Consider the following 12697-nt stretch of genomic DNA (forward strand, 5'->3'; position numbering starts at 1 on the left):
TGATTTGCTTTACTAATAAAAACAAAACATATAGAATAGCAACTATAGTCTGTTGCCAATCGAGTAGACGACTCCGACTAAAATAGCCTGAATACGCCTCTCACAACACCGTAAGTATGCAACTGCGTTGATCCTTTCGTCTGTATTGCTACTAGCAATACAACTCAGGAACGTATACGGCGGTTTACCAAATTGAAGTTTGTGTATAGTACTATAATCTAACAACGATTTACACCCTTTTCTAAGCCTAGAGATAGTAGTCTTTAAAATAAAACTTTGAGCTATTGCCCAAACTCCCATTCTGGTTTTACTACCATTGGCAATAATTATTGAAGAAAAACTGTAACAATAATAAAAACAGGCAATCTTTATTATAAATCATTACCAATAAAATAGACAGATGAAATATAAATTAATAAGCTTTTTATTAGTAACTCTATTACTAAATCCATTAATATCAAGTGCTTGTAGCATGTATAAAATCACAAAAGATGGAAGAACCTTTGTTGGAAATAATGAAGATTATTTAAGTCCAAATAATCAATTTTGGTTTGAAGTTGCTGGAGATAAAAAATATGGTGTGATGTATATGGGGCAGTTAAATAACTTTGCCCAAGGCGCAATAAATGAAGCAGGTTTAGTATTCGATGGTTTTAGCGAACCAGAATTACCTATAGAAAATACAGAAGGAAAAACTAATGTATTTATTGGTAACGCTATTAGTAATATTATGCAAACGATGTCCACTGTAGAAGAAGTTAAAGTTTATTTGGAAACAATTAATTTAAGTTCTCTTTCAAGTAGTATGATTGTATTTGTTGATAAATCAGGAACATATTTAATTGTTGAGGGCGATATATTGGTTATCGGAGAAGAATCAGAGAAGTCATTTTCTAACTTTTATTATTCACAAATAGAAACTCTTGAAGATGTTACTCTTCCTTGGTTCCAAGAAGGTCAGAAATTTATAAAAGCTACCGATGGCAATGCTTCTTTAGGTTATTGCAGTAATGTTATGGAGAATTATAAGCAAATAAGTTCAGACCTGTTTTCTACTCAATTTTCTACAATATATGATTTAACATCATTAAAAATAAGAGTATACCTTTATGGTGATTTTACAGAATATATTGAATTAGATTTAATAGAGGAATTAAAAAAAGGCGATCATAAAACTATGATGGTCGATTTATTCCCTAAAGAATCGATGGGGAATAAATTTTACAATAAATACAATGACATCAATAACCCTGTCTTATTCCTACAAGAACAATTAAACCCAGAGGTGTATTCTGAAACAGAGTTAATAAAAATGGAATTTAATGAAACTATTAACGTCCTTGGGTATGAATGGTTAGAGCAAAAAAAGAATACAGAGATAGCATAAAAGTTTTTCAATATGGGATTAGCTTAATGCCAAATGATTATGACCTTTATGATAGTTTAGGAGAGGCCTATCTCGAAAAAAAAGATTGGAACAATTCAATAAAAAACTATGCCAAATCTTTAACCTTGAATCCCGAAAATAAAAATGCCATAAAAAAATTACTGAAATGTAAAGAAGGTAAAGAGCTATCTGAAAATTGATGCACGCCAAAACACTATTGCTAATCAAGTAAATAACTCCGACTAAAAGGGTCGGAGTACAAACCATCCTGAGAGCGCTAAAAAAATAAAACTAATCTATACAACGCAGTAAGATCACATATATCTTTAGACTATTAAGCACCTAATATGGGATATAACGTCTCTGTTAAATTTAATTTTCATCGCTCGCTACAATTTAAGACAGAACATTAAAAAACTAAAAACTGCATAAAAAATGACAAACTATAAAAATATTCAAAAAATAGTAATTGCTTTTTTATGCTTCACCTCTACTTTCTTATTTGGACAGGTTCAAGAAAAATCGGAAGTATACAAAACCATAATATCAAAGGATAGTTTGCTTTTTAATATAGGTTTTAATACTTGTGATATTAGCCAATTTGAGAACTTATTGAGCAACAATCTAGAGTTTTTACACGATAAAGACGGTATTTCGGACAAAAATGAATTTTTATACAATATTAAGAACGGTCTATGCAGTTCACCAAACAAATACCAATCAAGAAGGGAATTAATAAAGAATAGTACAGAAATTTATCCACTTTACAAAAATGACACCATTTACGGAGCAATACAAAACGGTGCGCATCGATTTTATGAAACAAAAGTAGGCAAAGAAGAACATTTTGCAAGTTCAGCTAAATTCTCAAATATTTGGCTTTTAAAAAACGGACAATGGAAACTGAACAAAAGTTTAAGTTTTGACCATCAAACACGTTTTGATATTTCCAATGCGACTTCGATTTTTGATAATGACAAAGAGATTGAAAAATGGTTAAAATCTATCAATATACCGGCTTTAGGAATAGGCGTTATTAATAATGGACAACTGCAACAAGTAAAAGTATTTGGAGAACTTGACAAGGGAAAAGCCGCTCCTTACAATACAATTTTTAATGTCGCCTCTTTAGCAAAGCCGGTTACAGCAATGGTAGCATTAAAACTAATTAGTTCAGGCAAATGGGATTTGGACGAGCCAATATTTAAATATTGGACCGACCCTGATGTTGCTAACGACCAAAGAAGTAAAGCGCTAACTACACGCCATATTTTGAGTCAACAAAGCGGTTTTCCAAATTGGAGATATTTAAACAAATCAAATAAATTAACCTTTCAGTTTTCGCCAGGAACTAAATATCAATATTCAGGAGAAGGATTCGAATATTTGAGAAGAGCTTTGGAAAGTAAATTTAAGAAGTCGTTGAACGAATTAGCAACCGAATTGATTTTTGAACCGTTATCTATGAAGGACACCCAATATATTTGGAATTCGAATGTTGATGAAACGAGATTTAGCAAAGGGTTTGACAATCAAGGAAATCCCTATAAAACAATTAAAAACAAAACACCAAACGGAGCAGACGATTTATTAACTACAATTGAGGATTATGGCAAATTCTTGGTTAGCGTAATGAATGGCTATGGCATTTCGGAAAAAGTATTTAATGACATGACAACACATCAAGTTGAAAGCTCGAAAGGAAAACATTTTGGTCTTGGTTTTGAGATTTACGATTTTAAAGATGGTCAATATGCATTATCACACGGCGGAGCAGATAAAGGAGCACAAACAATCATCTTTATATTTCCCAAAACCAAAAACGGTTTAATCATATTTACCAATGTAGATGACGGATATAAGGTCTATGAAAAATTATTAATTCATTACCTGGGAAGCAAAGGAAAAGAAGTGATAACAATTGAAACATCAAAATAAAAACAGCAGATAATCGAGCAGACAACTCTTAATTGAAGAGCGTGAGCTTCTCACAATACTGCACGTAAGTAACTACGTTAATCCTTTCGTCTGTATTACTACTAGCAATACAACTCAGGAATGTAGACGGCGGTTTACCAAATTGAATCTCGTTTTTACGCTTACGTTTTAGTGTCTTCCAGTCTTCCTAAATACAATAGCATAAACCATCCTAAGAGCGCTAAAAAAATGAAAATAATCTATACAACCCAGTAAGATTACATGTATCTTTAGACTATTAAACACCTAATATGGGATATAACGCCTCTGTTAAATTTAATTTTAACCTGCAGCCATATTTTAGGATAAGACATGTAAAAAATGAAGAGTAAAACATTCATATTCGGCTTAGTATTAACTTTACTCTTTAGTTGTAACAACAAAAAATCTAATACTATATATAACGAATACGAATGGAGAGTTTCCGTCAATGCGCCAAAAAACTTTCCTGCTACTATATACTACGCCGCTTTAGGCGGTGTAGACGTTAGACGTGATGGCACAATAAATAGTGGCTGGGGAACATCTGGTTCTTCTAGCGATGGGGTAAAAACACTCCCAAAAACTTTAGATATAATATGGTTATCGTATATAGAAAATCAATTTTATAAAGGTAATTTTGAACTAGACCAAGAAAAAATAAAAGCCATTTTTGATGAAGGTTTTAAAGACAATTATGGAGAAGACATTGTTACCTATCACGATTTTAGTTTTGTTATCAATGTAGCCCCTGGTGGCACAGTAGCTTTGTTTATGAAAGGATTAGGCAACTTTCAAATAGAAGTAGGTTTTTTTAAAGCCGAAAAAACAGATATAAAATGGAAAGACTTTGTACCAATGGGTATGCAAGATAGAAATAAATATGTCCAACTAACTTTAGAAGAAGATGTAGATAAAGACTCTCTAACCTATTACAAAACAAACGGCATCCCCTTTAATCGGTGGAAAAACTACAGAGAATATTTTAATTTTAAAACTATTATGCCCGTAAACTATAACATAGTAGGTTTAGGTTATGATTGTTTTAATGGCGAACGCTTTTATGGAGAAAACAATGCATATCATATAAATGAAAATTACAATAAGTTACCTATACCCAAAGAAATTACGATTAATTGGATTGAAGAAGATAATCAGTACAAATACATTGCTATTTTAAACATAAAGGAAAGTGAATATAGTAGAATATCTACCTTTTTCAAAAATAATAGCAATAAAGCAGCATTTTATATAGAGCCCTATGTACCTATAAATATTAGAGAAATCCGTCTACTTTTAAAAAGTGATACTGAAAAAATAGAAATAGAAGTATTACCATACGAGGTAAAACGTAAACTAATAAAGAAAAAGATAACAACCTATTTTAACCCTCTTTTTGAGTTGAGCAACAGTTACACCGTGTAAAAACAACTGCTACTTTTAGCCTATTTACAAACACTCCTGCTTAATATTCTATCTATGATTTATTTGGTAACTTAGTTGATTAAATCACACCACTAAGCATACACAATCACGTTAAAAAACATTATGAAGAAAAACCTATTCTTATTACTAATTTTATTTTCAAATTTTTTATTTGCTCAAGAATGTGAATACCTTGGAATCGACAAAGAATTTGAGACTGGTGATTTAGCATATATGTTTGGAGACAATGTAAGATTAAGAACTGAACCGACTTCTGATTCAGAAACAATTAGTTTATTAAAAATTGGACAACAGGTTGATATTGTTGAAAAAACTAATATAAAAAACAATTACAACGGAATTGAATTCCCTTGGTACAAAATAAAATATGGAGCAAAAACTGGTTATATACTTGGTGGATTGATTTCCCTGACTGAAGTTAAAAATAACAATATTAGATGTTATGTGAGTCTTGAAAGAATTGAATCAAAATTATATATTTTAACAAGAGTAATTTCGGATTCGAAAATGCCATATTATGAAAACAAATCTGAATCATTTGGAGATAATAATGGTTTTTGTTTGAAAGTATTCGATAATAAAGGACTAGAAGGAATTAATAATATTGTTTTTATAAATTATCTTCCTGAATCGTGTGGAGCAAACTCAGGTGGTTATTATCTTTTTTTCGATAATAAAAAACTTCACAAAGTAATAGATGTAGTTTCAAGAGGAGATATAGGATTTTGGGAGTCTGAAAACTTACACTTCCCCAAAGATTCGTTAGGAGTGAAAAATAAAATTATTTATATAAAAGAAAAAGGAGAAGACTCCGAAAGCGAATCAAAAGAAAACAAAACTACTTGGGAAAAATCCTCAAAAATTAAGATAGAATTAGAATGGAACAATAATGAACTTAAACCTGAACCAAAAACGTTTATTAATCAAGCAGACCGTTCCAACTAAAATAGTCAGAATACACCTCTCACATCAGCACACCTGCGTAACGACATTAATCCTTTCGTTTTTATTGTGACTAACAGTAGAACTCAGAAACGTATATGCTGGTTCACCAAATTGAAATTTTCGAATATTACTATAATACAACAACCGTTTATACCTTTTTCGTTTAGCCTAGAAACTGCAATAGCAGTCTTTAAAATAGAACCTTAAGCAACTACCTTGCCTCCCATTCTGGTTTTACTCCAAGCATGAACGTGCCCATTCTCTACCCCTAATGGAATCCTGTTTTTACGCTTACGTTTTAGCATCTTCCAGTCATACCAAAAACAACAGGGAAAACCATCCTAAGAGCGCTGCAAAAAATGTAATTAATCTATACAACGAAGTAAGATTATATTTATCTTTAGACTATTAAATACCAAATATGGCAAATAAAGTCTCCGCTTAATTCAATTTTAACCTGCAGCCATATTTTAGGATAAGACATGTAAAAAATGAAGAATAAAACAATCATATTCGGCTTATTATTAACTTTATTCTTTAGTTGTAACAACACAAAATCTAATACTATGGATAACGAATACGAATGGAGAGTTTCCGTCAATGCGCCAAAAAACTTTCCTGCCACTATATATTACGCCGCTTTAGGCGGTGTAGACGTTAGACGAGATGGCACAATAAATAGTGGATGGGGAACATCTGGTTCTTCTAGCGATGGGGTAAAAACACTCCCAAAAACTTTAGATATAATATGGTTATCGTATATAGAAAATCAATTTTATAAAGGTAATTTTGAACTAGACCAAGAAAAAATAAAAGCCATTTTTGATGAAGGTTTCAAAGACAATTATGGAGAAGACATTGTTACCTATCACGATTTTAGTTTTGTTATCAATGTAGCTCCTGGCGGTACAGTAGCTTTGTTTATGAAAGGATTAGGTAACTTTCAACTAGAAGTAGGTTTTTTTAAAGCCGAAAAAACAGATATAAAATGGAAAGACTTTGTACCAATGGGACTTCAAGATAGAGAGAAATATGTAAAAGGAAGACTTGAAAGAAATATGAACAAAGACTCTCTAGCCTATTATAAAACAAACGGCATCCCTTTTAAACGTTGGGGAAACTATAGAGAATATTTTAATTTTAAAACAATTATGCCCGTAGACTATAAAGTAGCCTATTTAGCTTATAACTGTTTTAATGGCGAGCGTTTTTATGGAGAAAATAGAGCCTATCATATAAACGAAACTTATAACAGTTTGCCAATTCCTAAAAAAATTACACTTAATTGGCTTGAAGAAGATAATGATGAGTATATATATGGTGTTGTTTTAAAATTAAAAGAAAGTGAATATACTAAAATGTCTACCTTTTTTAAAAATAATAGTAATAAAGCAGCATTTTACATAGAGCCCTATATACCTGTAAATGTGAGAGAAATCCGTCTATTTTTAAAAAGTGATACCGAAAAAATAGAAATAGAAGTATTGCCATATGAGGTAAAACGTAAACTAATAAAAAAATAGAGAATGGGAAACATTGCTTTTGGTACCTATGAGCCTAATAGAGAAAAAACAGAAAAAGGTAAAACAGTAACCGTAGGTGTTTTTTTTGATGGCACATTGAATAACCGTAAAAACACCCGTGCTCGTAAAGCTGCAAAAGGCCAAGAAACAGCTAATAATCCAACCTTAAATGCATCATCTATAAATAATGAAGGCATTAGTGAAAGAGAACAAGGTATTACAGCTTTTAATAAAGAAGAAGATGTAAGTTATCTTAATGATGAATCTAATGTGTCTCGTTTAGAAAGGTTTTACAAAACAGACGACACCGAAGCGCTAAAAGTATATGTAGAAGGTATTGGTACCGATAATTTTGAAGGAGATGCCTTTTTAAGTAAAACTATGGGTGCTTTTAGCAGAGGTATTGGCGACAAAGTAAATAAAGCCTGTAAAACTATTGTCGATAAATTAGAAAAATTAGAATATGATTTCGAAGATAAAAGTATAGACACCTTACAATTTGATGTGTATGGTTTTAGTAGAGGTGCAGCAGCAGCACGCCACTTTATCTATCAAGTAATGCGTACAGATACATTTACACTAGAGCAAGATATTATTACAGGATTTACAATAGACAAACATCCAAAACGCGGCTATTTGGGACAGTATTTGCACAATAAAGTAAGTGTCTATAAAGTAAAAATTCGTTTTGTTGGGCTATATGAAACCGTGGCTTCTTATGGTGTCATTCACTGGAATGATGTGCTTCAATTAAAACTAGACAAACTAAATCATGCTGAAAAAGTAGTGCATATAACCGCTCAAGACGAAATTAGAGAAAACTTTAGCTTAATTGATATAACAAGCGCATACCAAAAAGGATTAACTATTACAATGCCTGGCGTACATTCAGATATTGGTGGTGGTTATGAAGAAAATATAAAACAAGAAAAAGTACTACTTTGGGATGGAAGTAGAACTCGTAATACTGTTGACTTTTTAAACACAAACAATGTGATGTACCATTTCCTTTTAGAAGGCTGGTTTGATAAAGAAACTATAGATAAAAGGTTTACTTGGCTTTTAAGAAATGAAGTTTATGGAGAACGTAAAAACTTAACAAATACTTACAGTGTTATCCCATTACAAATTATGGGAAAATTATCTGATGATAATAAAGCGTTAATTAAAAAAGAAGATTTAGTTGATGATTTCAATACTAATGATGACATCTTTTTAAAAAACATACAAAAGAAGTTAGAGCAACAATTAGAAACAAAAAAAGAACAAAGTAATTATGTAGAGTTATTACCTTTTGATCGTTCTGAAAACATAAAGAATTTATGGGATAAAATGGTACAAGAATATCATGAAATAGGTCATAAATATCAAGCTAGAAAAATTACAAAAAAAGAGTTTAGAAGTCATTATAGGAATTTTAGAAGAGATAAAAACTATCTTCTTGAAGAATGTACTATTTTTATTGATAGCCCTAAAGAATTAAAAGAGTTAATCAATAAAAATTGGGAAAGCATGAAATCTTTAAAAAACACATTCGAAGAGTACACTCTCGTCCATGAAGAAGTTGAGATTGAAAAAGAAAATCAAGGATTTAATATATCTGATACTCCAATAGGAAATGTTATACTAAATGAAGTTATAGTCATTGCCTATAAAAAAGATATTGATAAAATTAAAAAACTTAGAAATAAGTATCTCCATATTTCTCATACTTATGAAAACAGCGGATTAGTATTTGAACCTCTTGCTCCCTGTTTTGATTACAATCGAAAATACCGAAAAGGATAAAAATCGATAATAATATAATTGATGCGAAAATACTATTTGCAACACTGGTTACTATTTTACAAGTCCAAGATTCTAGATAAATCAATGATTTTTCATAAAAACAAAGATAACAACCTATTTTTACGCTTACGTTTTAGCATCTTCCAGTCATACCAAAAACAATAGCGCAAACCGTCTTAATAGTGCTAAAAAACTGTAATTAACTTATACAACGACGTTAGATTACATTTATCTTTAGATTATAAAACACCTAATATGGAATATAACGCCTCTGCTTAATTTAATTTTCATTGGATTGACTGAATATTTAAAAAAAAGATTTTACTTGTTGTTTTATAGTAATATACGATTTAATATGTTGTGTGTGTTATGTGGTTACGTCCAGTGATTGTGTCTGCCGTAATTTTAGAGCTATTGGCATTTGGCATCCCTTTTAGATTAATGTCTACAGATCTATTTTTGCTATTATGGAAAGGCAATGTTAAGGTTGCGTAATTCGGAACGATGGGCACGCTAGTATTGATACTATGTAAAACGGTTTGTTTTAGATAAGACTAGTGATGGAAGGGTAACGTTTGCGGGTATTGCTTATATAACGGAAACTCCGTTTAGTAGAAATAATGCAAAAAAAAACACAAACCTAAGTTTGTGTTTTTTTTACTCGCCATAAATAGTGTTTATTTATTATTGATGGTCTCCCAGATGTAGGTCAAGTCGTTTGTAATGTTAGTAATGGTTTTGTCTTGAAGATAGTCTAAGAAAAGTACGATGTCGTCCTTAAATATCTCATCGATGTAACTTTGTTTAGATTGGTTTGTTGCCGATAAAGATTTTGAGGTATAGTGTAGTTCTTCTTTTAGTTTTTGTGCGAATAGTGGATTGTTTTCTTGGACAAAATCGGATAATCCGTTGCTAAGCATTTGTTCAATATCTTCTGTACCATGTTGCCCATGACAACTAAACAGTCTAGAAATTGCTAAGCTTAATGTCGCTTCGCACCAACCATATTGTTCGACAATAGTACTAATATCTCCTGACTGATCGACCTCATGGTCCAGATCACAGGTTCTTAAAAAAGTAATGTATTCTGGGATCCATTTAATATCGTTAGTAACCAATGCTAAAATAGCGCATGTGCCTGCAGGAGTCTCATCATCCAACCAAATTCTGCTATCATATTCTCCGTGATCTGTAGCTTTGGTGTATGCTATTATTTGTGGTGCTAATCCGTCGTGTTTGATTACTTCGTCAAAAAAATCGTAACACTCAATTGTATTTATAATATTTTGATCGGCATCTAGATGTGTTATGGTATAATTAAACTCGTAGACTTTTTGTTCCTTTTTGACAGCTGTAACAGTATTGATAAGCGTGGAGAGGATAGACTGTGTATCTGGTGCTTCTAAAAAAGCAGTGTTTGAGCTTTTATTTAATATGGTCTCTTTTGATGGGGCATCAGTGCCATTTATTGTGATGCTTATTTTAATAGTGTGCATTATTATTATTTAGATTAAAGGATGGCACAAAAATAATACAGTAAACTTGTTTTTAATAGGCTATATTCAGTGAAAAAAGGTGCTGATTGCAGTTGTTCTTTAGTGCCCATTGCTCCATATTACTTTGTGTTTTAGTCCAACGATTTAAATTTGACGACTGAGTTGCTGTCATGTGTCCTTTGATTTAGTTGTATTATCTAATGTCGCTTTGATTGGCGTCTATTGGTGTTTAATTTATGAGTAGGTTTTTAAAAATGTGTTAGTCTTCTCTTTTAAGCACGGCGATGGAAAATAGTTGTAATTTTAGTCGTCTAAGATTTTTTAAAAGCAACTTAATTACGTGTTGAGTGTGTGGTAATAGGAGTTAAAGTTTATATCCTAATGTAATAAGTTATTATGGCTAGTTTTTTTTGATATTGCTAAATCAAGGTTGATATTTGATGAGGAATATAAAAGTGTTTTTTTTGGGGGAATAATGAAATTTTACTTGTTTTAACACAGTACTTTGTTGTGGGCAGTTTTTGATTGTAATAGAAGTAATGTTTCACTGTCTTTTATTATTCTTTACCAAGTTTTTTTTAAAAGCGCTTTCGAAATGCGCTATAGTTTGAGCAACGAAATCAGTCTGAGTTGTAATTCGTGCATTGGTCCAAATAGATTTATTATCTGGAAGCATTGCGCTCATTTCATATTCATTAGGAAACATGCTTGAAAAAATAACTAACCAATCAGATAGAGTATCATCTTTATCAAATATTACTAGCCTAGAGTGAGAAGTTAAAGCGTAAAATGTTTTCTTAGGGAATTTCTCTTCAATTCAATCATACTTTTTTTAGTAAATCTCCAGGTTTCATTTTCAGACGCTAGAGATTCATAAAAGCCCCTTAAGCTTTCTGTACTTTGAGTTCTAGTTCTAATTACTGGCATAATCAATATTGATTTCGTGTAATTGGTTACAACTAGTTATATAAACACTTTGATTTTTTTGCAATAACACGAAATTACAATTTACATTAGAGTCTTGCAATACGCAGAACTACGTATATTTATTAAAGGTCAAGGGGTTGCTCTAAGGTAGCCGATTTATTTAAGGGCTTATTTGTATTGTACTAATTTTAATTACATAAGGGTATAAAAAAACACAAACTAAAGTTTGTGTTTTTTTTTATGAGCGGTCATCCGATAACAAATTTTATCTATCGCCGTTTTTTATTACTACACTAAGATTAATCTTTTTTGTAACCATCCCCAAGCTGAAGACTTAATATAATACCATGTGTATTTCCAAAAGTCGTGTTTTTACTCGCTAGATTGTAAGTGTATATCGCACGCAAGTTATTAAACAGATAGACGCCTGCTAAAAAGTTTATAGAATTGCTGGTTCTGTACCCTGTTCCTATTTCTAGTTTGTTTCTAAAACTAAGCGAAACATTAAAATCGGCTTGTAGTGGCGCACCATCTTCGTATTTTAGTAAGATGTTTGGCTTTATCATAAACTCTTCAAAACGATTATTATAAACACGGTAACCAAAGTAGCCGTAATACGGACTGTTTAATACTAAATTGCTATCTGATGCCAGACTGTCTCCCATAACATTTGGTGTAGAGAAGCCGACATAAAATGACGCGTGATTAAATAGAAAACTGAAACCTATAGTCGGTATTGTTGCGTTTATATCTTGAGCGAATTTAGGATCGTCTAAAATCCCTAATTCTGTTAAGTTACTTTGATACTGTTGTAATCCAGCGGTGATACCAAAAGATAAGACGCCAGCATCGTATGCTTGCCAATATGGCCTATTGCTTTTAAAATCGAAAAATATTTTATAAGAATAAGCAGCGAAAAAAGAGGTAGAAGTGGTCACCCCTATTTGATCACGTGTGATACCAGCACCAATTCCTATTTTATCTCTATTTAGCGAACCGTGTCCGCTAAATGAAAAACTTTTCGGGCTGCCTTCAAATTGATTGAAAAAGCCAGTATTGCTCAATGTAAATTCGGTGTTTTCTGTTAACCCAGCATATGCTGGGTTAATAATAAAGGGATTATAATTATACTCTGAAAATGTAGGGGTTTGTTGTGCTTTTAAGCAGTAGGTAAATCCTATAATTATGGCAAGTGTGATTGTTTTTTTTGTAATAGTCATTGCTTTGGG

Annotated in this window: 9 protein-coding genes; 7 read left to right on the forward strand and 2 right to left on the reverse strand. The window is 31.6% G+C overall.

The window, feature by feature from the left end; genetic code table 11:
* Positions 1-400 precede the first annotated feature (400 nt).
* The 7 genes from E9099_RS05860 (at position 401) to E9099_RS05885 (ending at position 9045) form a co-directional block, all read left to right on the forward strand.
* Positions 401-1387, forward strand: coding sequence for a hypothetical protein (locus tag E9099_RS05860; protein ID WP_205961023.1), 987 nt, complete (start codon positions 401-403; stop codon positions 1385-1387).
* On the forward strand, positions 1351-1587 hold the full coding sequence (locus E9099_RS19365; RefSeq protein ID WP_205961024.1) for a tetratricopeptide repeat protein: 237 nt from the start codon (positions 1351-1353) through the stop codon (positions 1585-1587). Before E9099_RS05860 ends, E9099_RS19365 begins: the two co-directional genes overlap by 37 nt.
* 235 nt (positions 1588-1822) lie before the next feature.
* Complete coding sequence (locus E9099_RS05865; RefSeq protein ID WP_136582761.1) at positions 1823-3325, forward strand: serine hydrolase; 1503 nt, start codon at positions 1823-1825, stop codon at positions 3323-3325.
* A 360-nt stretch (positions 3326-3685) separates the two neighbouring features.
* On the forward strand, positions 3686-4768 hold the full coding sequence (locus E9099_RS05870) for a DUF2931 family protein (RefSeq protein ID WP_136582762.1): 1083 nt from the start codon (positions 3686-3688) through the stop codon (positions 4766-4768).
* A 123-nt stretch (positions 4769-4891) separates the two neighbouring features.
* Positions 4892-5734 (forward strand): SH3 domain-containing protein, encoded by an 843-nt coding sequence (locus tag E9099_RS05875; RefSeq protein WP_136582763.1) that lies wholly within the window; start codon positions 4892-4894, stop codon positions 5732-5734.
* 491 nt (positions 5735-6225) lie between these two features.
* A complete protein-coding gene (locus E9099_RS05880) occupies positions 6226-7257 on the forward strand; it encodes a DUF2931 family protein (protein WP_136582764.1) in 1032 nt (343 codons plus the stop codon).
* Between the two features lie 3 nt (positions 7258-7260).
* Complete coding sequence (locus E9099_RS05885; RefSeq protein WP_136582765.1) at positions 7261-9045, forward strand: T6SS phospholipase effector Tle1-like catalytic domain-containing protein; 1785 nt, start codon at positions 7261-7263, stop codon at positions 9043-9045.
* A 677-nt stretch (positions 9046-9722) separates the two neighbouring features.
* Here the strand turns inward: E9099_RS05885 and E9099_RS05890 are convergent.
* Positions 9723-10541, reverse strand: coding sequence for a hypothetical protein (locus tag E9099_RS05890; RefSeq protein WP_136582766.1), 819 nt, complete (start codon positions 10539-10541; stop codon positions 9723-9725).
* 1226 nt (positions 10542-11767) lie between these two features.
* Positions 11768-12688 carry a PorP/SprF family type IX secretion system membrane protein gene (locus E9099_RS05895; protein WP_136582767.1) on the reverse strand — a complete coding sequence of 307 codons (921 nt, stop codon included), beginning with the start codon at positions 12686-12688 and terminating at the stop codon, positions 11768-11770.
* Positions 12689-12697 lie beyond the last annotated feature (9 nt).

Origin of the sequence: Psychroserpens sp. NJDZ02 (assembly GCF_004843725.1) — a bacterium.
Classification (GTDB): Bacteria; Bacteroidota; Bacteroidia; order Flavobacteriales; family Flavobacteriaceae; genus Olleya.

Coding starts and splice junctions, on each gene's coding strand:
- E9099_RS05895 (WP_136582767.1), bottom strand. CDS start 12,688: ATGACTATTACAAAAAAAACAATCACACTTGCCATAATTATAGGATTT.
- E9099_RS05875 (WP_136582763.1), top strand. CDS start 4,892: ATGAAGAAAAACCTATTCTTATTACTAATTTTATTTTCAAATTTTTTA.
- E9099_RS05870 (WP_136582762.1), top strand. CDS start 3,686: ATGAAGAGTAAAACATTCATATTCGGCTTAGTATTAACTTTACTCTTT.
- E9099_RS05860 (WP_205961023.1), top strand. CDS start 401: ATGAAATATAAATTAATAAGCTTTTTATTAGTAACTCTATTACTAAAT.
- E9099_RS05885 (WP_136582765.1), top strand. CDS start 7,261: ATGGGAAACATTGCTTTTGGTACCTATGAGCCTAATAGAGAAAAAACA.
- E9099_RS05890 (WP_136582766.1), bottom strand. CDS start 10,541: ATGCACACTATTAAAATAAGCATCACAATAAATGGCACTGATGCCCCA.
- E9099_RS05865 (WP_136582761.1), top strand. CDS start 1,823: ATGACAAACTATAAAAATATTCAAAAAATAGTAATTGCTTTTTTATGC.
- E9099_RS19365 (WP_205961024.1), top strand. CDS start 1,351: ATGGTTAGAGCAAAAAAAGAATACAGAGATAGCATAAAAGTTTTTCAA.
- E9099_RS05880 (WP_136582764.1), top strand. CDS start 6,226: ATGAAGAATAAAACAATCATATTCGGCTTATTATTAACTTTATTCTTT.